Genomic DNA, 21611 nt, shown 5'->3' with positions numbered 1-21611 from the left:
GGGAAAAATTGGCAATAATTTTTCTTGACTTGTGCGCGCCGAATCACAAGAATCCAACTTCCGCTTTAGAGGGACTGCCAGAAGCAGACCCGCTAAGCAGATCATGAGGCGCACACCCGCGCCGACCTGTTACACCCCGCAACGCGTTACCTCGCGCTGGGTGGGAAAACCCCGCAACACTCTGGGGCGCTCCCAATACTTGCTCAGTCAGTGCTGACGTTCGCTCATGCTCTGCTTGGCAGTAAACCTATTAAGACCCGTCCTGAAGGGGCGGTATTCTGGCGTTTTAGAGGTGAACAACGTGGAGCTTTTATCTGGCGCTGAGATGGTCGTCCGCTTCTTGCGTGACGAAGGCGTTAAGCACATCTACGGGTACCCTGGTGGTGCTCTCCTGCATGTTTACGACGCGCTGTTCAAAGAACCGGAAGTGGAACACATCCTGGTTCGTCACGAACAGGCGGCAACCCATATGGCGGACGGCTACGCCCGCGCCACCGGCAAGGCCGGTGTGGTGCTGGTAACCTCCGGCCCGGGCGCGACCAATGCCATCACCGGTATTGCCACCGCCTACATGGACTCGATTCCGATGGTCATCCTGTCCGGCCAGGTGCCTAGCACCATGGTAGGTACCGATGCCTTCCAGGAAACCGACATGATCGGTATCTCGCGGCCGATCGTGAAGCACAGCTTCATGATCAAGCACCCGACCGAGATCCCTGAAATTCTGAAAAAGGCGTTCTACCTGGCGCAATCCGGTCGCCCAGGTCCAGTCGTGGTCGACATTCCAAAAGACATGACCAACCCGGCTGAAAAGTTCGAATACGTCTACCCGAAAAAGGTCAAGCTGCGCTCGTACAGCCCGGCGGTCCGTGGCCACTCCGGCCAGATCCGCAAGGCGGCCGAGATGCTGCTGGCTGCCAAGCGCCCAATCGTCTACGCAGGTGGCGGTGTGATCCTGGGCGGTGGCTCCGAAGCGCTGACCGAAATCGCCAAGTCGCTGAACCTGCCTGTCACCAACACCCTCATGGGGTTGGGCGGCTTCCCGGGTACTGATCGCCAGTTCCTCGGCATGCTCGGCATGCACGGCAGCTACACCGCCAACATGGCCATGCACAATGCCGACGTGATCTTCGCCGTCGGTGCGCGTTTCGACGACCGCGTGGTCAACGGCCCGGCCAAGTTCTGCCCGAATGCCAAGATCATCCATGTCGATATCGACCCGGCGTCGATCTCGAAGATGATCAAGGCCGATGTGCCTATCGTTGGCCCGGTCGACAGCGTGCTCAGCGAAATGCTCGGCATCCTCAAGGAAATCGGCGAGCAGCCCGACAAGGCCGCGCTGGATGCCTGGTGGAAGCAGATCGACGAGTGGCGTGGCAATGGTGAGCTGTTCCCTTACGACAAGGGCGACGGCAATGTCATCAAGCCGCAAAAAGTCATCGAGACCCTGTGCGAAGTGACCAAAGGCGATGCCTTCGTCACCTCCGACGTAGGTCAGCACCAGATGTTCGCGGCGCAGTACTACCGTTTCAACAAGCCGAACCGCTGGATCAACTCCGGTGGCCTGGGCACCATGGGCTTCGGCTTCCCGGCGGCGATGGGCATCAAGCTCAACTTCCCGGACCAGGACGTGGCCTGCGTGACCGGCGAAGGCAGCATCCAGATGAACATCCAGGAGCTGTCCACCTGCATGCAGTACGGCCTGCCGGTGAAGATCGTCAACCTGAACAACGGGGTGTTGGGCATGGTCCGCCAATGGCAGGACATGGCCTACAACGGTCGTCACTCGCACTCGTATGTCGAGTCGCTGCCTGACTTCATCAAGCTGGCCGAGGCCTATGGCCATGTGGGTATCCGCATCACCAGCCTGAAGGACCTCAAGCCGATGCTGGAAGAAGCGTTTGCGATGAAGGACCGCCTGGTATTCATCGACATCGCGGTTGACCGCAGTGAGCACGTCTATCCGATGCAGATCAAGGATGGCTCGATGCGTGACATGTGGCTGAGCAAGACGGAGCGTACCTGATATGCGGCATATCATTTCCCTGCTGCTGGAAAACGAACCCGGTGCTTTGTCCCGTGTGGTCGGCCTGTTCTCCCAGCGCAACTACAACATTGAAAGCCTGACCGTGGCGCCGACCGAAGACCCGACCCTGTCGCGTCTGACGCTGACCACCGTTGGCCATGACGAAGTGATCGAACAGATCACCAAGAACCTGAACAAGCTGGTCGAAGTGGTCAAGCTCGTCGACCTGTCGGAAAGCGCCCACATCGAGCGCGAGCTGATGCTGGTCAAGGTCAAGGCCACCGGTGCCCAGCGCGCCGAGATCAAGCGCACCACGGATATCTTCCGTGGCCAGATCGTCGATGTGACTGCCAGTGTGTACACCGTACAACTGAGCGGTACCAGCGACAAACTGGACAGCTTCATCCAGGCCATCGGCACCGCATCGATTCTCGAAACCGTGCGCAGCGGCGTTACCGGCATTGCCCGTGGCGACAAAGTGCTCAGCATCTGAATTTAAAAATTAGCGATGGCTCCGCAGTGGGCCGAGATATAACCAGGGGTATTTTCATGAAAGTTTTCTACGATAAAGACTGCGACCTTTCCATCATCCAGGGCAAGAAAGTCGCCATCATCGGTTACGGCTCCCAGGGCCACGCTCAGGCGTGCAACCTGAAGGACTCCGGTGTAGACGTTACCGTCGGTCTGCGTAAAGGTTCGGCTACCGTTGCCAAGGCTGAAGCCCACGGCCTGAAAGTTGCCGATGTTGCTACCGCTGTCGCTGCGGCTGACCTGGTGATGATCCTGACCCCGGACGAATTCCAGGGCACGCTGTACAAGAACGAAATCGAGCCGAACATCAAGAAGGGCGCTACCCTGGCCTTCTCCCACGGTTTCTCGATCCACTACAACCAGGTTGTGCCGCGCGCCGACCTGGACGTGATCATGATCGCGCCGAAAGCGCCAGGCCACACCGTGCGCTCCGAGTTCGTCAAGGGCGGTGGTATCCCTGACCTGATCGCGATCTACCAGGACGCTTCGGGCAATGCCAAGAACGTCGCCCTGTCCTACGCCGCTGGCGTGGGTGGTGGCCGTACCGGCATCATCGAAACCACCTTCAAGGACGAGACCGAAACCGACCTGTTCGGTGAGCAGGCTGTTCTGTGCGGTGGTACCGTAGAGCTGGTCAAAGCCGGTTTCGAAACCCTGGTTGAAGCTGGCTACGCGCCAGAAATGGCCTACTTCGAATGCCTGCACGAGCTGAAGTTGATCGTTGACCTCATGTACGAAGGCGGTATCGCCAACATGAACTACTCGATCTCCAACAACGCAGAGTACGGTGAGTACGTCACCGGCCCGGAAGTCATCAACGAAGAATCCCGCAAGGCCATGCGCAACGCACTGAAGCGCATCCAGGACGGCGAGTACGCGAAGATGTTCATCTCCGAAGGCGCCACCAACTACCCATCGATGACCGCCAAGCGTCGTAACAACGCTTCGCACGGTATCGAGATCATCGGTGAGCAACTGCGCTCGATGATGCCTTGGATTTCGGCGAACAAGATCGTCGACAAAGCCAAGAACTAAGTAGCATCGCACTATGAAAAACGCGGCTTCGGCCGCGTTTTTTCGTTCTGGCAGTCAGCATCTGGTATAAAGCAGACCAGTGGCCTGCCGTCAGAACCTGTTTCGCGGGCCCGTGTCGAACATTTTCCATCCTGTTGCAAGGTACCCTCCATGAGCGAACGTCCCGAAGAGCCGAACAAGCCCTCCGACGCCGAAAGCCTGCTACCGGTCGATGAGCACGTTGAAGAAGGCCATGACGCCGAAGGTCGCAAGGTGCGCCACCGCGGCATCTACCTGCTGCCCAACCTGTTCACCACCGCCAACCTGTTTGCCGGCTTTTATTCCATCATCAGCTCGATGAGCGCACAGAGCGCCCTGAGCGCTGGCGACCCGCGTGAAGCGAGCAAGTATTTCGCCTTTGCCGCCATTGCCATCTTCGTGGCCATGGTGCTCGATGGCCTCGACGGCCGTGTCGCGCGCATGACCAATACCCAAAGCGCGTTCGGCGCCGAGTATGACTCGCTGTCGGACATGGTCGCCTTCGGTGTGGCCCCGGCCTTGCTGGCCTTCGGCTGGGCGTTGGGTGACATGGGCAAGGTTGGCTGGATGGTCGCCTTCATCTATGTTGCCGGCGCCGCGCTGCGCCTGGCACGCTTCAACACCCAGGTCGGCACCGCCGACAAGCGCTACTTCATCGGCCTGGCCAGCCCGGCTGCCGCGGGTGTTGTGGCCGGCACCGTGTGGGCGTTCAGCGACTACGGTATTCAGGGCTCCAAGCTGTCGTTCCTGGTGGCGCTGTTGGTGGCGGCTGCAGGCATGCTGATGGTCAGTAACATCAAGTACAACAGCTTCAAGGAGCTGGACCTCAAGGGCCGTGTGCCATTTGTGGCCATCCTTGCCGTGGTGCTGGTGTTTGCCGTGGTGTTCAGCGACCCGCCGCGTATCCTGCTGCTGATCTTCCTCGCCTACGCGGCTTCGGGGCCTATCCAGTTCCTGCTCAAGTCGCGCCGCCGTAAAGCGTAAAAAACGCTTAACGCTGGAATAACCCGCCGGCTCCATAGTCTTACTGGTACGTCCGTTACCCAGTGCTATGGAGCCGCTCATGCTCATCAAGCTTCCCAGGTCGTCCGAGTGCAAGGCATCGGAGATCACCCCCGAAGGCATTTACCTGTCCCGTCGTACCTTGTTGGGTGGCTCGTTGGCCGGCCTGGCCCTGGGCGCATTGCCCAGTGTTGGTCGTGCGGCCGAGGCCAGCCGTTATGCCGATGTCGAGCCGGGCAGGGCGCCTGGCTGGTTCACGGAAAAGCTCGGCGCCACGCAGTGGCAGGCAGTCACGGCCAAAGGGGAGGCGATCACGCCGTTCAAGGACGCTACCCACTACAACAACTTCTATGAGTTCGGCCCCGACAAGGGCGACCCGGCGGCCAATGGCGACAGCCTGAAAACCGAGCCCTGGTCGGTTGTAGTGGATGGTGAAGTCGGCAAGCCTGGGCGCTATGCCCTGGAAGACTTCGTCAAACCCTACCAGCTTGAAGAGCGCATCTACCGGCTGCGTTGTGTAGAGGCCTGGTCGATGGTCATCCCATGGCTGGGGTTCCCATTGGCTCAGGTACTGAAGCAGGTCGAGCCTACTTCGAAGGCCCGGTACGTGCGCTTCGAAACGCTGAAAGACCCGGAGCATATGCCTGGCCAACGCTCGGGCTTTGCGCTGATTGACTGGCCTTATAGAGAAGGGCTGCGCCTGGACGAAGCGATGCACCCCTTGGCGGTTCTTGCGGTAGGCATGTATGGCCGCGAGTTGCCCAACCAGAATGGTGCACCGCTGCGGCTGGTGGTGCCGTGGAAGTATGGTTTCAAGAGCATCAAGTCGATCGTGCGCATCAGCCTGGTGGCCGAGCAGCCCGGGACTACCTGGCAAGGCCTGGCACCCGATGAATATGGGTTCTACGCCAATGTGAACCCCACTGTCGATCACCCGCGCTGGAGCCAGGCGCGGGAGCGGCGGCTGCCTAGCGGGCTTTTCAGTCCCAATGTGCGGGAGACGCAAATGTTCAATGGCTATGCCGATGAAGTGGCCTCGCTCTATGCCGGGCTCGACCTGCGGAAGAACTACTGATGCGCTATCCCTGGTTTCGTCTGGCGATCTTTATTGTGGGCTGCCTGTTTCCTGCCTGGTGGTTGTACGAAGCGGCAACGGGGTTGCTGGGGCCTGACCCGGGCAAGATCATGATGGACCGGTTGGGGCTTGGCGCGCTGATCTTCCTGCTGGTGACCTTGATCATGACGCCGCTGCAGAAGCTGACGGGGTGGTCGGGTTGGATCGTGGTGCGGCGGCAGCTGGGGTTATGGGTGTTTGCGTATATCGTGCTGCACATTCTCTGTTACCTGTTCTTTATTCTCGGGCTGGATTGGGGGCAGTTGGCGGTGGAGCTGCGCAAGCGGCCTTACATTATTGTCGGGGCGCTGGGGTTTCTTGGGTTGTTGGCGTTGGCGGTTACCTCGAACCGGTATAGCCAGCGGCGGCTTGGCGCGCGGTGGAAGAAGCTGCACCGGGTGGTGTATGCGGTGTTGGGGTTGGGGTTGCTGCATTTCTTGTGGATCGTGCGTTCGGATCTGCGGGAGTGGGCGGTTTATGCGTTTGTTGGGGTTGTGTTGATGGGGCTGAGGATTCCGGCGGTTTCGCGGAGGTTGGCTGGGCTGGTCAGGCGGTAGGGGGGGTTGTTGTGGTTGGGTTTAGGTTGGGCAATGGGCCGTCTACAGATAGTGGTTGGGTTGGGAGGTGTCCGCCACAACACATTCAGTGCCTGTGAGATCGAGCGCCGCCCGCGCGGCGCTTCGCGGCCTCAAAACAGCCTTCGCCTGGAATATTTCAAATAAATGAAATTAAAGGTTGACGCCCTCTCGAATCCCCTTATAATGCGCCCCACTTCCAGCGACAACGGAACGACAAACTCCTTGAAATTCAATGAGTTAATCGATTCGGAAGGCGCTGTAAGGGCTACGATCGAATGATCAAAAGCGGTTGAGATGATGGTTGACAGCGCTTTTAAACGCTGTATGATTCGCCTCCCGCTACGAGAGATCGCAGCGAGTCAAGTGTTTGAAGCTAAACGAGTTTCTCGCAAAAAACTTCAAAATAAACGCTTGACAGCAAATGAGGAAAGCGTAGAATGCGCGCCTCGGTTGAGACGAAACACTCTTAACCAATCGCTCTTTAACAAATCGAATCAAGCAATTCGTGTGGGTGCTTGTGAGTATGGACTGATAGTCAAAAAGATTATCAGCATCACAAGTGGCCATGCGAGAAATCACATAGTCATTTGAGGTTGCTGAGCCAAGTTTAGGGTTTCTTAAAAACCCAAGCAGTATTGAACTGAAGAGTTTGATCATGGCTCAGATTGAACGCTGGCGGCAGGCCTAACACATGCAAGTCGAGCGGATGACGGGAGCTTGCTCCTTGATTCAGCGGCGGACGGGTGAGTAATGCCTAGGAATCTGCCTGGTAGTGGGGGACAACGTTTCGAAAGGAACGCTAATACCGCATACGTCCTACGGGAGAAAGCAGGGGACCTTCGGGCCTTGCGCTATCAGATGAGCCTAGGTCGGATTAGCTTGTTGGTGAGGTAATGGCTCACCAAGGCGACGATCCGTAACTGGTCTGAGAGGATGACCAGCCACACTGGAACTGAGACACGGTCCAGACTCCTACGGGAGGCAGCAGTGGGGAATATTGCACAATGGGCGCAAGCCTGATGCAGCCATGCCGCGTGTGTGAAGAAGGCCTTCGGGTTGTAAAGCACTTTCAGCGGGGAGGAAGGCGGTGAGGTTAATAACCTTGTCGATTGACGTTACCCGCAGAAGAAGCACCGGCTAACTCCGTGCCAGCAGCCGCGGTAATACGGAGGGTGCAAGCGTTAATCGGAATTACTGGGCGTAAAGCGCACGCAGGCGGTCTGTCAAGTCGGATGTGAAATCCCCGGGCTCAACCTGGGAACTGCATTCGAAACTGGCAGGCTAGAGTCTTGTAGAGGGGGGTAGAATTCCAGGTGTAGCGGTGAAATGCGTAGAGATCTGGAGGAATACCGGTGGCGAAGGCGGCCCCCTGGACAAAGACTGACGCTCAGGTGCGAAAGCGTGGGGAGCAAACAGGATTAGATACCCTGGTAGTCCACGCTGTAAACGATGTCGATTTGGAGGTTGTGCCCTTGAGGCGTGGCTTCCGGAGCTAACGCGTTAAATCGACCGCCTGGGGAGTACGGCCGCAAGGTTAAAACTCAAATGAATTGACGGGGGCCCGCACAAGCGGTGGAGCATGTGGTTTAATTCGATGCAACGCGAAGAACCTTACCTGGTCTTGACATCCACAGAACTTTCCAGAGATGGATTGGTGCCTTCGGGAACTGTGAGACAGGTGCTGCATGGCTGTCGTCAGCTCGTGTTGTGAAATGTTGGGTTAAGTCCCGCAACGAGCGCAACCCTTATCCTTTGTTGCCAGCGGTTAGGCCGGGAACTCAAAGGAGACTGCCAGTGATAAACTGGAGGAAGGTGGGGATGACGTCAAGTCATCATGGCCCTTACGACCAGGGCTACACACGTGCTACAATGGCATATACAAAGAGAAGCGACCTCGCGAGAGCAAGCGGACCTCATAAAGTATGTCGTAGTCCGGATTGGAGTCTGCAACTCGACTCCATGAAGTCGGAATCGCTAGTAATCGTAGATCAGAATGCTACGGTGAATACGTTCCCGGGCCTTGTACACACCGCCCGTCACACCATGGGAGTGGGTTGCAAAAGAAGTAGGTAGCTTAACCTTCGGGAGGGCGCTTACCACTTTGTGATTCATGACTGGGGTGAAGTCGTAACAAGGTAACCGTAGGGGAACCTGCGGTTGGATCACCTCCTTACCTTAAAGAACCTGCCTTTGTAGTGCTCACACAGATTGTCTGATGAAAAACAGCAGTAAAAACCTCTACAGGCTTGTAGCTCAGGTGGTTAGAGCGCACCCCTGATAAGGGTGAGGTCGGTGGTTCAAGTCCACTCAGGCCTACCAAATTTGCGAAGCAAATTTGAAGAGGTTGCAAACGATGGGGCTATAGCTCAGCTGGGAGAGCGCCTGCTTTGCACGCAGGAGGTCTGCGGTTCGATCCCGCTTGGCTCCACCACTTTCTGCGGTAGATGTTGCTCCTGCTCAGAAATTAGAAATGAACATTCGTCGATGAATGTTGATTTCTGACTTTTGTCAGATCGTTCTTTAAAAATTCGGATATGTGATAGATATAGACTGACATGCACTTTCACTGGTGTGTGATCAGGCTAAGGTAAAATTTGTGAGTTCTGCTCTTAATTGAGCGAAATGCGAATTTTCGGCGAATGTCGTCTTCACAGTATAACCAGATTGCTTGGGGTTATATGGTCAAGTGAAGAAGCGCATACGGTGGATGCCTTGGCAGTCAGAGGCGATGAAAGACGTGGTAGCCTGCGATAAGCTTTGGGGAGTCGGCAAACAGACTGTGATCCAGAGATCTCTGAATGGGGGAACCCACTCAGCATAAGCTGAGTATCTTGTACTGAATACATAGGTGCAAGAGGCGAACCAGGGGAACTGAAACATCTAAGTACCCTGAGGAAAAGAAATCAACCGAGATTCCCTTAGTAGTGGCGAGCGAACGGGGACCAGCCCTTAAGTTGATTTGAGATTAGTGGAACGCTCTGGAAAGTGCGGCCATAGTGGGTGATAGCCCCGTACACGAAAATCTCTTATCAATGAAATCGAGTAGGACGGAGCACGAGAAACTTTGTCTGAATATGGGGGGACCATCCTCCAAGGCTAAATACTACTGACTGACCGATAGTGAACCAGTACCGTGAGGGAAAGGCGAAAAGAACCCCGGCGAGGGGAGTGAAAAAGAACCTGAAACCGTGTACGTACAAGCAGTGGGAGCACCTTCGGGTGTGACTGCGTACCTTTTGTATAATGGGTCAGCGACTTATATTCTGTAGCAAGGTTAACCGTATAGGGGAGCCGCAGGGAAACCGAGTCTTAACTGGGCGTTAAGTTGCAGGGTATAGACCCGAAACCCGGTGATCTAGCCATGGGCAGGTTGAAGGTTGGGTAACACTAACTGGAGGACCGAACCGACTAATGTTGAAAAATTAGCGGATGACTTGTGGCTGGGGGTGAAAGGCCAATCAAACCGGGAGATAGCTGGTTCTCCCCGAAAGCTATTTAGGTAGCGCCTCGTGAACTCATCTTCGGGGGTAGAGCACTGTTTCGGCTAGGGGGTCATCCCGACTTACCAACCCGATGCAAACTACGAATACCGAAGAATGTTATCACGGGAGACACACGGCGGGTGCTAACGTCCGTCGTGAAGAGGGAAACAACCCAGACCGCCAGCTAAGGTCCCAAAGTCATGGTTAAGTGGGAAACGATGTGGGAAGGCACAGACAGCCAGGATGTTGGCTTAGAAGCAGCCATCATTTAAAGAAAGCGTAATAGCTCACTGGTCGAGTCGGCCTGCGCGGAAGATGTAACGGGGCTAAACCATGCACCGAAGCTGCGGCAGCGACGCTTATGCGTTGTTGGGTAGGGGAGCGTTCTGTAAGCCTGCGAAGGTGGCCTGTGAGGGCTGCTGGAGGTATCAGAAGTGCGAATGCTGACATAAGTAACGATAAAGCGGGTGAAAAGCCCGCTCGCCGGAAGACCAAGGGTTCCTGTCCAACGTTAATCGGGGCAGGGTGAGTCGACCCCTAAGGCGAGGCCGAAAGGCGTAGTCGATGGGAAACAGGTTAATATTCCTGTACTTGGTGTTACTGCGAAGGGGGGACGGAGAAGGCTATGTTAGCCGGGCGACGGTTGTCCCGGTTTAAGCATGTAGGCGGAGGTTCCAGGTAAATCCGGTACCTTTTAACGCTGAGGTGTGATGACGAGGCACTACGGTGCTGAAGTAACAAATGCCCTGCTTCCAGGAAAAGCCTCTAAGCATCAGGTAACATTAAATCGTACCCCAAACCGACACAGGTGGTCAGGTAGAGAATACCAAGGCGCTTGAGAGAACTCGGGTGAAGGAACTAGGCAAAATGGTGCCGTAACTTCGGGAGAAGGCACGCTGGTGTGTAGGTGAAGTCCCTGCGGACGGAGCTGAGACCAGTCGAAGATACCAGCTGGCTGCAACTGTTTATTAAAAACACAGCACTGTGCAAACACGAAAGTGGACGTATACGGTGTGACGCCTGCCCGGTGCCGGAAGGTTAATTGATGGGGTTATCCGTAAGGAGAAGCTCTTGATCGAAGCCCCGGTAAACGGCGGCCGTAACTATAACGGTCCTAAGGTAGCGAAATTCCTTGTCGGGTAAGTTCCGACCTGCACGAATGGCGTAATGATGGCCAGGCTGTCTCCACCCGAGACTCAGTGAAATTGAACTCGCTGTGAAGATGCAGTGTACCCGCGGCAAGACGGAAAGACCCCGTGAACCTTTACTATAGCTTGACACTGAACATTGAGCCTTGATGTGTAGGATAGGTGGGAGGCTTTGAAGCGTGGACGCCAGTCTGCGTGGAGCCAACCTTGAAATACCACCCTTTAATGTTTGATGTTCTAACGTAGGCCCCTTATCGGGGTTGCGGACAGTGTCTGGTGGGTAGTTTGACTGGGGCGGTCTCCTCCCAAAGAGTAACGGAGGAGCACGAAGGTTAGCTAATCCTGGTCGGACATCAGGAGGTTAGTGCAATGGCATAAGCTAGCTTGACTGCGAGCGTGACGGCGCGAGCAGGTGCGAAAGCAGGTCATAGTGATCCGGTGGTTCTGAATGGAAGGGCCATCGCTCAACGGATAAAAGGTACTCCGGGGATAACAGGCTGATACCGCCCAAGAGTTCATATCGACGGCGGTGTTTGGCACCTCGATGTCGGCTCATCACATCCTGGGGCTGAAGTAGGTCCCAAGGGTATGGCTGTTCGCCATTTAAAGTGGTACGCGAGCTGGGTTTAGAACGTCGTGAGACAGTTCGGTCCCTATCTGCCGTGGGCGCTGGAGAATTGAGGGGGGCTGCTCCTAGTACGAGAGGACCGGAGTGGACGAACCTCTGGTGTTCCGGTTGTCACGCCAGTGGCATTGCCGGGTAGCTATGTTCGGAAGAGATAACCGCTGAAAGCATCTAAGCGGGAAACTTGCCTCAAGATGAGATCTCACTGGGATCTTGAATCCCCTAAAGGGCCGTCGAAGACTACGACGTTGATAGGTTGGGTGTGTAAGCGCTGTGAGGCGTTGAGCTAACCAATACTAATTGCCCGTGAGGCTTGACCATATAACACCCAAGCAATTTGCTAGCGCAGATTGCGGTGGTGAAGATGACATGAACCGAAAGTTCGCAAGGCATCACAAACATCACATATCCGAATTCGCTGGGCTGTCCATCTGGACATTCTGGCTACAGAATTTCTTGACGACCATAGAGCATTGGAACCACCTGATCCCATCCCGAACTCAGCAGTGAAACGATGCATCGCCGATGGTAGTGTGGGGTTTCCCCATGTGAGAGTAGGTCATCGTCAAGATTCATTTCGCAAAACCCCTATCTGCGCATGCAGGTAGGGGTTTTGTCTTTGTGCTCCCAAAAAGTCCCCTGGCCTCACAACAATCCCTGTTGGATCGGGCGTGCCCGCGAACACGGGCGAAGCCCGTGCCATGCCCCCCAGGGAACGTATCACGCGTGATATCGTTTCCCCCACCAACCTCAGCTCAGCACCTGCCAGAGAGTTTCCGATGCCCCACACCACCCATCTTCACCCCGGCTTCATGATCGTCCACGGCAACCGCCTCGACGATTTGCGCAGCCTTGTGGTGAGCTGGATGCGTCGCTACCCGCTGGCACCGTTGGAAAACGAAATCGCCCTGGTGCAGAGTAACGGTATCGCTCAATGGCTCAAGCTGGCGCTGGCGGAAGACCCGCTGGAGGACGACCAAGGTGGCTGCGGCATCGCCGCTGCAATCGAGGTTCAACTGCCCGGCAGCTTCATGTGGCAGTTGTACCGCAGCGTGCTGGGGCGCGATGAAATTCCCGAGGTATCCCTGCTCGACAAAGCGCCGCTGACCTGGCGCCTGATGCGTCTGCTACCAGCGCTGATCGAGCGCCCGCACTTCGAGCCGTTGCGCCGCTTCCTGACGGACGACGGTGACCTGCGCAAGCGCTACCAGCTGTCCGAGCGCCTGGCCGATCTGTTCGACCAGTATCAGGTCTACCGGGCCGACTGGCTCAGGGACTGGGCAGCGGGTGAGCACGTGCTGAACACCGCCCGTGGCGAACGCAAGGCCCTGCCCCCGGCTAACCGCTGGCAGGCCGAGCTGTGGAAGGCCTTGCTGGAAGACGTCGGCGAAAAAGGCATGGCGCAAAGCCGGGCCGGCGTGCACCAGCGCTTCATCGAACGTATCAATAGCCTGAAACAGGCTCCCCCCGGGTTACCCTCGCGGGTGATCGTGTTCGGTATCTCGTCGTTGCCGGCCCAGGCCTTGGAGGCATTGGCCGGCCTCGCACGCTTCAGCCAGGTGTTGTTGTGCGTGCACAACCCTTGTCGCCACCACTGGGCGGACATCGTTGCCGACAAAGACCTGCTGCGCCACCAATACAAGCGTCAGCAGCGCAAACAAGGCATGCCCTTGCAGCTCGACGACCAGGCCCTGCACCAACACGCACACCCATTACTGGCTGCGTGGGGCAAGCAAGGCCGAGACTACATCAACTTGCTCGACAGCTACGACGACCCGGGTAGCTACCAAGGCGTGTTCAGCGATGGTCGCATCGATCTGTTCAGCGACGGTTCACCCGCCACGCTGCTCAATCAATTGCAGGACGACATTCTCGAACTCCGCCCGCTGGCAGAAACGCGCGCGCTGTGGCCGCCGGTCGATCCCGCCAACGACCGCTCGTTCCGTTTTCACATTGCCCACAGCCCCCAGCGCGAAGTGGAGATTCTCCACGACCAGCTGTTGGCCCGCTTCAGTGCCGACCCCACATTACGCCCGCGTGATGTCATCGTCATGCTGCCGGCCATCGACACATACGCGCCGCACATCCGCGCCGTTTTCGGCCAACTGCAGCGCAATGACCCGCGTTACATACCGTTCACCCTGACCGACCAAGGGCAGCGTGGTCGGGAACCTCTGCTGATTGCGCTGGAACACCTGCTCAAGCTGCCGGACAGCCGTTTCGCAGTCAGCGAAGTGCTCGACCTGCTGGATGTCCCGGCGGTAAGAGCCCGGTTCGGTATCCGCGAAAACGACCTGCCTACCCTGCACCGCTGGATCGAAGGCGCAGGCATTCGCTGGGGCCTCGATGCCGAGCAGCGAGCCAGCCTTGGCCTGCCCGCCGGGCTTGAACAGAACACTTGGCGCTTTGGTTTGCGACGCATGCTGTTGGGGTATGCCGTAGGCGTGGGCGAAGCGTGTGACGGTATTGAGCCGTACGATGAAATCGGTGGTCTGGACGCAGCCCTGATTGGCCCGCTGGTGGCCCTGCTCGACGCACTGGATGTCGCCTGCCAGGCCCTGGCCGAACCGGCCACCGTCAGCCAGTGGGGCGAGCGCCTGCATGCCCTGTTGCATGTGTTCTTCCTGGCCGAGGACGAGCACGACGAATTCCTGCTGATCCAGTTGCAGGATCTGCGCGATAGCTGGCTTGAAGTATGCGAAACGGTCGGCCTGCAGGACCCTCTGCCACTGACCGTGGTGCGCGAGGCCTGGCTGTCGGGGCTGGACCAAGGCAAGCTGTCGCAACGTTTCCTGGCGGGCTCGGTGAATTTCTGCACCCTCATGCCCATGCGTGCGATCCCGTTTCGGGTGGTGTGCCTGCTGGGCATGAACGATGGTGATTACCCCCGCGCCCAGCAGCCGCTGGACTTCGACCTGATGGCCAGCGACTACCGCCCCGGTGACCGCTCACGCCGTGAGGACGACCGTTATCTGCTACTCGAAGCGCTGCTGTCGGCACGTGACCAGCTGTACGTCAGCTGGGTCGGGCGCAGTATCCGTGACAACAGCGAACGCCCGGCCTCGGTGTTGATCGGGCAGTTGCGCGACCACCTTGCGGCGGGTTGGCAGCTGAACGGCGCACAGCAGGGCCAGGCGACACAGGCTGGCGAGCAACTGCTGCACGCCCTGACCCAGGAGCACCCGCTGCAACCGTTCAGCCCGCGCTACTTCCAGAAGGGCAGCCCGCTGTTCAGCTATGCCCACGAATGGCAAGTGTTGCACCAGCAGAGCGAGTGCGACCCGCAGGGCGAAACAGCCCTGGCGCCCTATCAGGATGATGAAGCGCTTACCCTGACCCAGCTGAGTGACTTTCTGCGCCACCCGGTTCGGCATTTCTTCAGTCAGCGCCTCAAGGTGTACTTCGAAGCGCTGGAGGCGCCGACCCCGGACGAAGAACCCTTCACCCTCGACACCCTGCAGCGCTACGGCGCCAGTGAAAGCCTGCTCGGTGTCGCCTTGGCCGCACCGGGCAACGCCGAGCAGGCCCTGCAGGCTCAGGCCCGGCGTTTGCAGGCTTGCGGCGTGCTGCCACTGGCGGGGTTCGGCGAGCTGCTGCAAAGCGAGTTGATCGAGCCGTTACCCGACCTGCTGCAACGCCACCAGCAGTTGCTGCAACGCTGGCCGCGCTTGGTCGAGGGCGCTTTGCCCGTTCATTTCGAGCACGGCCGGCACCGTCTCGAAGGCTGGCTGGGGCGGGTATTCCAGGCCGACGACCAAAGCCTTCTGAGTATTACCACCGTGCCCAACACCATCAGTGCGGGGCGCAACAACCTGAAGTGGCACCGCCTGATCGCGCCCTGGGTCGCCCACCTGGCGGCCTGTGCCGCAGGCTACGCCTACCATAGCGCCCTGGTCGCCAGCGACCTGACCCTGTTGCTGGCACCGCTGCCGCAAGGCGCCGCCGGGCAACTGTTGGGCGACCTGCTGGTGGCGCGCCAGGCCGCGATGAACGCACCCCTGTCGGTGGCGGCCAAAACGGCTTTCGCCTGGCTGGCCCACGACGATGCCGACAAAGCCCTGGCCGCTGCGGCCCGCGCCTACGAGGGCGATGAACGCAACAGTTTCGGCGAGCGCAGTGAAAGCATCGCCCTGGCTCGGCAGTTCCGTGATTTCGCCGCACTGACCGCCGACGAAACCTTTGAAGGCTGGTGCGAAACCTTGTACCGCCCATTGTTCACCGCACCCTGGCAGACCCTGGGCAACCCGGAGAAAGGCGCATGACCCAGGCCCGCCCCTTGGCGTTGAGTTTCCCCTTGCATGGCAGCCAGCTGATCGAGGCCAGTGCCGGCACCGGCAAGACCTTCACCATTTCCGCCCTGTACCTGCGCCTGATCCTCGGGCATGGCGGCGAGCAGGGTTTTGCACGCGAACTGCTGCCACCGCAGATTCTGGTGGTGACTTTCACCGATGCCGCCACCAAGGAGTTGCGCGAGCGTATCCGTGCGCGCCTGGCAGAAGCTGCACGCTTCTTCCGTGGCGAGCTGGAGGGCGCCGACCCTTTGCTGCACCAACTGCGTGACGACTACCCGCAAGAGGCCTGGCCGCGCTGTGCCGGGCGCCTGGAAATTGCGGTGCAGTGGATGGACGAAGCAGCGGTATCGACCATTCACGGCTGGTGCCAGCGCATGCTGCGCGAGCACGCTTTCGACAGCGGCAGCCTGTTCACCCAGACCCTGGAAACAGACCACAGCGAGCTGCTGGGCCAGGTCATGCGCGATTACTGGCGGCGCTTCTGCTACAGCATGCAAGGCCAAGCGCTGGCGTGGGTGCGCAGCCATTGGGTCAGCCCCGACGCCTTGCTCCCGCGCATTCGCCCCTTGTTCGGCCGGGTGCGGGCCGAGCAGCACGGCGCGGAACCGGCGGCACTGATCGAGGCCTCGCTGCAGCAGCGCAGCGAACAGTTGGCCCGGCTCAAGGCACCTTGGCTACAGTGGGCCGAAGAGCTGCGGCAGATCTGCCGCGATGCCCTGGCTGCCAAGCAGGTCGACGGCCGCAAGATGCAGGCACGCTATTTCGAACCCTGGTTCGACAAGCTCCACGCATGGGCTACGGACGAACAACAGGTGGAGCTCGACCTCGGTACCGGCTTCACCCGCCTGACACCGGCCGGCATGGCCGAGGCCTGGAAGGGCGAGCCACCCGCGCACCCAGGCCTGGATGCCATGCAGACCCTGGCGCAACACCTGCAAGCCCTGGATAGCCCGGATGCCCTCCTGCTCGAACATGCCGCCAATTGGGTTTCGGCACGGTTTGAAGTGGAGAAGCGCCGGCGGGCAGAAATGGGCTTTGACGATATGCTGGTGCGCTTGCAGCACGCACTGGCCAGTGAAGCCGGCGAGCGTCTGGCCGGGCTGATTCGTGAGCAGTTCCCGGTGGCCCTGATCGACGAATTCCAGGACACCGACCCGGTGCAGTACGGCATTTTCGAGCGTATCTACCAGATCAGCGAAAACCGCCCGGACACCGGCCTGTTCATGATTGGCGACCCGAAGCAGGCGATCTACGCCTTCCGCGGTGCAGACATTTACACCTACCTCGCCGCACGGCGGGCCACCAGCGGTCGGCTGCACAGCCTGGACACCAACTACCGCTCCAGCAAGGCCATGGTGGCGGCAGTCAATCAGGTGTTCCTGCAGGCCGAGGCGCGTCAGGGAGGGCGCGGGGCGTTCCTGTTCCGCGGTGCGGATGACAACCCGTTGCCGTTCATCGAGGTGCACGCCAAAGGCCGTAGCGAACAGCTGGTGATCAACGGCGAAGCCAGCGCTGCCCTGCAATGCTGGCAGTTGCAGAGCGACGAGCCGGTATCCGGCAGTGTCTACCGCCAGCAACTGGCCGCCAGTTGCGCCAGCCACATTGTCGATTTGCTCAATGGCGGCCAGCAAGGCACGGCCGGTTTCCGCAGTGCCGAAGGCGAACTGCGCCCCTGCCTGCCGTCAGACATCGCCATTCTGGTGCGGGATGGCCACGAAGCGCAGCTGGTGCGCGCCGAGCTGGCCGCACGCGATGTACGCAGTGTGTACCTGTCCGACAAGGACTCGGTGTTCGCTGCCCAGGAAGCCCACGACCTGCTGGCCTGGCTCAAGGCCTGCGCCGAGCCCGATTCGGAGCGCCTGCTCAAGGCGGCCCTGGCCAGCCTTACCTTAGGCCTGTCGTTGCCCGCACTGGACCGCTTGAACCAGGACGAGCGGGTCTGGGAAGGCTGGGTCATGCGGTTCCGCTACTACCGCGAAACCTGGCAGCGCCAGGGCGTACTGCCTATGCTGCGCCACCTGCTGCATGACTTCCAGCTGCCGCGCACGCTGATCCGCCGCAGCGATGGCGAACGGGTGCTGACCAACCTGCTGCACCTGGCCGAGTTGCTGCAGCAGGCAGCTGGCGAACTGGATGGCGAACAGGCGCTGATTCGCCACCTGGCCGAGCACCTGGCCAGTTCTGGCCAGGCTGGCGAGGACCAGATTCTGCGCCTGGAAAGCGACGAACAGCTGGTCAAGGTGGTGACCATCCACAAGTCCAAGGGCCTGGAGTATCCGCTGGTCTACCTGCCGTTCATCTGCACCAGCAAACCTGTGGACGGTAGCCGGCTGCCGCTGGCCTGGCACGACCCTGAAGGCCACGCCCACCTTACCCTGACCCCAAGCCAGGAGCAGATCGAACGCGCCGACGATGAGCGCCTGGCCGAAGACCTGCGCCTGCTGTATGTGGCCCTTACCCGTGCCCAGCATGCCTGCTGGCTGGGTGTCGCCGACCTCAAGCGCGGCAACCAGAAAACGTCGCAGTTGCACCGCTCGGCGTTGGGGTATCTGCTGGGTGGCGGCCTTGCCCTGGCCAGTTCGGCGCAGTTGGCCGACTGGTTGCAGGCCCTGGCCGCGGGTTGCCCGCACATCGCCTGCCCAGGCCTGCCGCCGGCGCAGCAGCAGGTGTATCGCATGCCCCACGCCGAACGTGAATTACTGCCGGCACGCAAGCCACGCCGCGCCGCCGCTGAGCACTGGTGGATCGCCTCCTACAGCGCCCTGCGCGTTGGTGACCAAACCCTCGGTGCCGACAGCTCGCAGGCCCAGCAACTGCAGGATGACGAAGTCGTCGATGTGCAGGTGCTGCGTGAAGTCCCGGCCGACAGCGGTGATATCCACCGCTTCCCGCGGGGGCCGAACCCCGGCACCTTCCTGCACGGTCTGCTGGAGTGGGCAGGCCGCGAAGGCTTTAGCCTGGTAAGCCGTAACCCGCAGTTGATCGAGCGAACCGTTGGCCAGCGCTGCAACCGCCGAGACTGGACGGGTTGGATCCCCACCCTCAGCCAGTGGATGCAGCGCTTGCTGAGCGAGGCCTTGCCGTTGCCCGGCAGTGGGCAGAGCGTGACGCTCGGGGAGCTGTGCACTTACCAGATCGAAATGGAGTTCTGGTTCGCCAGCCAGCGCGTCGACGCCGAGCAGCTGGATCGTCTGGTAGCACGCCACACCCACCCCGGCCTGGCGCGCCCGGCGGCGCAGCCGACGCTGCTCAATGGCATGTTCAAAGGGTTCATCGACCTGGCATTCGAGCTGGACGGCCGCTATTACGTGACCGACTACAAATCCAACTGGCTTGGCCCGGATACCCAGGCTTACGATGCCCTGGCCATGGAAAAAGCCATCCTCGAACACCGCTACGACCTGCAGTACGTGTTGTACCTGCTGGCCCTGCACCGGCAACTGCGCGCGCGGCTGCCGGATTACGATTATGACCGCCACGTGGGCGGTGCCTTGTTCATCTTCCTGCGGGGTGCCAGCAGCAGCGGGCACGGCGTTTACTTCACCAAGCCACCGCGTGAATTGATCGAAAGCCTGGATGCGCTGTTCCGTGGCGAGCACCCGCCCACCCAGCAGGACCTGTTTGCCGGAGTCATGCCATGAGTCGCAGCCTTGTCGACCTGTTGCCCACCCCATTGCACGCCGAGTACCTGCTGGCGCTGGCGCCGCAAACTGACAGCGGTGACCTGCTGCAACTGCTCGACCGCTGGGTCGAACGCGGCTGGCTACGGCCGCTTGACCGTGCGTTCGTGTCATTTCTGGAAGAGCGGGCCCCAGGCAGTGACCCCTTACTGCTGCTTGCCGCAGCGTTGGCCAGCCATCAACTGGGCCACGGCCACGTCTGCCTCGACCTGCAGCAAACCCTGGCCGAGCCCGACTTTGCCCTGTCGTTGCCGCCAGAGGGCGACGCACTGACCGGCCCGTTGCTGTTGCCTTCGCAATTGCTGGCCAACCTCGACTTGCAAGCATGGCGCCAACGCATCGTTGCCAGCCCGCTGGTGGCCGCTGGCGACGCACCGGGCCAGCAGGCGCGCCCCCTGGTGCTCAGCGGCCAGCGCCTGTACCTGCGCCGTTACTGGAGCTACGAGCGGCGTATCGACCACACCTTGCGCCTGCGCCTGAGCCAGGCTGAAGCAGCGCCGGCGGACTTGCCGCAACGCCTGGCGCAGTTGTTCGAGGGCGGCGCCGCGGCAGGCCAGGTGGACTGGCAGAAGCTCGCCTGCGCCCTGGCCACCCGCGCCGGCTTCAGCATCATCACCGGCGGCCCCGGTACGGGCAAGACCACCACGGTGGTGCGCCTGCTGGCGTTGTTGCAAGCGCCGGCGGTGGAGCAGGGCAGGCCATTGCGTATCCGCCTGGCGGCACCCACCGGCAAGGCCGCTGCGCGCCTGACCGAGTCCATTGGCCAGCAGGTCGAGCGCCTGCAGGTCAGTGCCCAGGTACGCGAGCAGGTGCCGACCGACGTCAGCACCGTGCACCGCCTGCTCGGTAGCCGCCCGGGTTCGCGGCACTTCCGCCACCATGCGGGCAACCCGTTGCCGCTGGATGTGCTGGTGGTCGACGAAGCCTCGATGATCGACCTGGAGATGATGGCCAACCTGCTCGACGCCTTGCCAGCGCGGGCACGCCTGGTATTGCTGGGTGACAAGGACCAGCTGGCCTCGGTCGAGGCCGGTGCCGTGCTGGGTGACTTGTGCCGGGACGCCGAAGAAGGCTACTACGCGCCGGCCACCGCCAGCTGGCTCGAACAGGTCAGTGGCGAATCGCTGGCTGGCAGTGGCCTCAAGGTTGGCGATGAACAGCGCAACCCGCTGGCCCAGCAAGTGGTGATGCTGCGCTTTTCGCGGCGCTTTGGCGAAGGCAGCGGGATTGGCCAGCTGGCGCGGCTGGTCAACCGGCAGGACGCCCACGCGGCGCGCAACCTGCTGGCCATGCCACCGGCTGATGTGCACAGCCTGGTGCTCAGGCACGAGCAGGACCGCGCCTTCGACCGCCTGCTGCTCGACGGCTTGAACCAGGGCAGCGAAGGGCCACAAGGGTACCGCAGTTATTTGCGTACCCTTGGCCGCTATCGGCCGTTGCTGGATACCCCGTTCGACGACCCCGCCTGGGAGCAGTGGGCGGGCAAGGTGTTGCACAGTTTCGAGGACTTCCAGTTGCTGTGTGCGGTACGCCGCGGTGCCTGGGGCGTCGAAGGGCTTAACGAGCGGGTGGCGCGGGTGCTGCACGGCGCCGGCCTGATCGATAGCCAGCAGCCTTGGTACGAAGGGCGCCCGGTGCTGGTCACCCGCAACGACTACGGCTTGGGCCTGATGAACGGCGACATCGGCATTGCCCTGCGTTTGCCGGACGAGCGCGGCGAGCCGCTGCTGCGGGTGGCCTTCCCGCGTAATGACGGCAGCGGCGGCGTGCGTTTTGTCCTGCCCAGCCGCCTGAATGAAGTGGAGACGGTATTTGCCATGACGGTGCACAAGTCCCAGGGTTCGGAGTTCGGCCACACCGCACTGGTACTGCCCGACGCACTGAACCCGGTGCTGACCAAGGAGCTGGTCTACACCGGGATCACCCGCGCCAAGCACTGTTTCAGCCTGGTCGAGCCGCGCCAGGGCATTTTCGAAGAAGCGGTGTCGCGCAAGGTAAGGCGCATTTCCGGGTTGATGCTGGAGCAAGTCTGACCCCGGCCGAAACCAGGTGGAGATCCCCTGTGGGAGCGGGCATGCCC

At 60.1% G+C, this 21611-nt stretch carries 9 protein-coding genes, 2 tRNA genes and 3 rRNA genes; all 14 read left to right on the top strand.

What is annotated here, in order from left to right; translation table 11 throughout:
* Positions 1–301 precede the first annotated feature (301 nt).
* The 14 genes from AACG97_RS23925 (at position 302) to recD (ending at position 21564) form a co-directional block, all read left to right on the top strand.
* Complete coding sequence (locus tag AACG97_RS23925) at positions 302–2026, top strand: acetolactate synthase 3 large subunit (RefSeq protein WP_009685385.1); 1725 nt, start codon at positions 302–304, stop codon at positions 2024–2026.
* A 1-nt stretch (position 2027) separates the two neighbouring features.
* Positions 2028–2519 (top strand): acetolactate synthase small subunit, encoded by a 492-nt coding sequence (gene ilvN / locus AACG97_RS23920; RefSeq protein WP_003250040.1) that lies wholly within the window; start codon positions 2028–2030, stop codon positions 2517–2519.
* Between the two features lie 56 nt (positions 2520–2575).
* The gene (ilvC, locus tag AACG97_RS23915) at positions 2576–3592 is read left to right on the top strand and encodes a ketol-acid reductoisomerase (protein WP_009685386.1); all 1017 of its coding nucleotides are present in this window, start codon (positions 2576–2578) and stop codon (positions 3590–3592) included.
* A 150-nt stretch (positions 3593–3742) separates the two neighbouring features.
* Positions 3743–4594 (top strand): CDP-diacylglycerol--serine O-phosphatidyltransferase, encoded by an 852-nt coding sequence (pssA, locus tag AACG97_RS23910; RefSeq protein WP_009685387.1) that lies wholly within the window; start codon positions 3743–3745, stop codon positions 4592–4594.
* Between the two features lie 79 nt (positions 4595–4673).
* Positions 4674–5687 (top strand): protein-methionine-sulfoxide reductase catalytic subunit MsrP, encoded by a 1014-nt coding sequence (gene msrP, locus AACG97_RS23905; protein WP_115294761.1) that lies wholly within the window; start codon positions 4674–4676, stop codon positions 5685–5687.
* Positions 5687–6283: a protein-methionine-sulfoxide reductase heme-binding subunit MsrQ gene (msrQ, locus tag AACG97_RS23900; RefSeq protein WP_197885266.1), complete on the top strand. Its 597-nt coding sequence runs from the start codon at positions 5687–5689 to the stop codon at positions 6281–6283. The genes msrP and msrQ overlap by 1 nt, the downstream gene beginning before the upstream one ends.
* A 658-nt stretch (positions 6284–6941) precedes the next feature.
* A 16S ribosomal RNA gene (locus AACG97_RS23895) occupies positions 6942–8477 on the top strand.
* Between the two features lie 69 nt (positions 8478–8546).
* Positions 8547–8623: transfer RNA gene (locus tag AACG97_RS23890), tRNA-Ile, on the top strand.
* Between the two features lie 36 nt (positions 8624–8659).
* Positions 8660–8735 (top strand) — tRNA-Ala (locus AACG97_RS23885).
* A 249-nt stretch (positions 8736–8984) separates the two neighbouring features.
* A 23S ribosomal RNA gene (locus AACG97_RS23880) occupies positions 8985–11880 on the top strand.
* 134 nt (positions 11881–12014) lie between these two features.
* A 5S ribosomal RNA gene (rrf, locus tag AACG97_RS23875) occupies positions 12015–12130 on the top strand.
* The 16S, 23S and 5S rRNA genes sit together here with 2 tRNA genes alongside, the layout of an rRNA operon.
* 208 nt (positions 12131–12338) lie before the next feature.
* Complete coding sequence (recC, locus tag AACG97_RS23870) at positions 12339–15821, top strand: exodeoxyribonuclease V subunit gamma (protein WP_225785920.1); 3483 nt, start codon at positions 12339–12341, stop codon at positions 15819–15821.
* Positions 15818–19492, top strand: a complete 3675-nt coding sequence (gene recB, locus AACG97_RS23865; protein WP_225785921.1) for an exodeoxyribonuclease V subunit beta — start codon at positions 15818–15820, stop codon at positions 19490–19492. Before recC ends, recB begins: the two co-directional genes overlap by 4 nt.
* Positions 19489–21564, top strand: coding sequence for an exodeoxyribonuclease V subunit alpha (recD, locus tag AACG97_RS23860; RefSeq protein WP_115294757.1), 2076 nt, complete (start codon positions 19489–19491; stop codon positions 21562–21564). Before recB ends, recD begins: the two co-directional genes overlap by 4 nt.
* The last annotated feature ends 47 nt before the right edge of the window (positions 21565–21611 follow it).

The sequence above is a fragment of the Pseudomonas sp. Nvir genome (assembly GCF_963778085.1).
Lineage (GTDB): Bacteria > Pseudomonadota > Gammaproteobacteria > Pseudomonadales > Pseudomonadaceae > Aquipseudomonas > Aquipseudomonas juntendi.
The sequence above is the reverse complement of the archived record's forward strand: the minus strand, read 5'-3'. Positions and strand labels throughout refer to the sequence as shown.

What these genes read in the sequence shown, in the direction of transcription:
- ilvN (WP_003250040.1), top strand. Translation starts at nt 2,028, where the DNA reads ATGCGGCATATCATTTCCCTGCTGCTGGAAAACGAACCCGGTGCTTTG.
- ilvC (WP_009685386.1), top strand. Translation starts at nt 2,576, where the DNA reads ATGAAAGTTTTCTACGATAAAGACTGCGACCTTTCCATCATCCAGGGC.
- pssA (WP_009685387.1), top strand. Translation starts at nt 3,743, where the DNA reads ATGAGCGAACGTCCCGAAGAGCCGAACAAGCCCTCCGACGCCGAAAGC.
- msrP (WP_115294761.1), top strand. Translation starts at nt 4,674, where the DNA reads ATGCTCATCAAGCTTCCCAGGTCGTCCGAGTGCAAGGCATCGGAGATC.
- msrQ (WP_197885266.1), top strand. Translation starts at nt 5,687, where the DNA reads ATGCGCTATCCCTGGTTTCGTCTGGCGATCTTTATTGTGGGCTGCCTG.
- recC (WP_225785920.1), top strand. Translation starts at nt 12,339, where the DNA reads ATGCCCCACACCACCCATCTTCACCCCGGCTTCATGATCGTCCACGGC.
- recB (WP_225785921.1), top strand. Translation starts at nt 15,818, where the DNA reads ATGACCCAGGCCCGCCCCTTGGCGTTGAGTTTCCCCTTGCATGGCAGC.
- recD (WP_115294757.1), top strand. Translation starts at nt 19,489, where the DNA reads ATGAGTCGCAGCCTTGTCGACCTGTTGCCCACCCCATTGCACGCCGAG.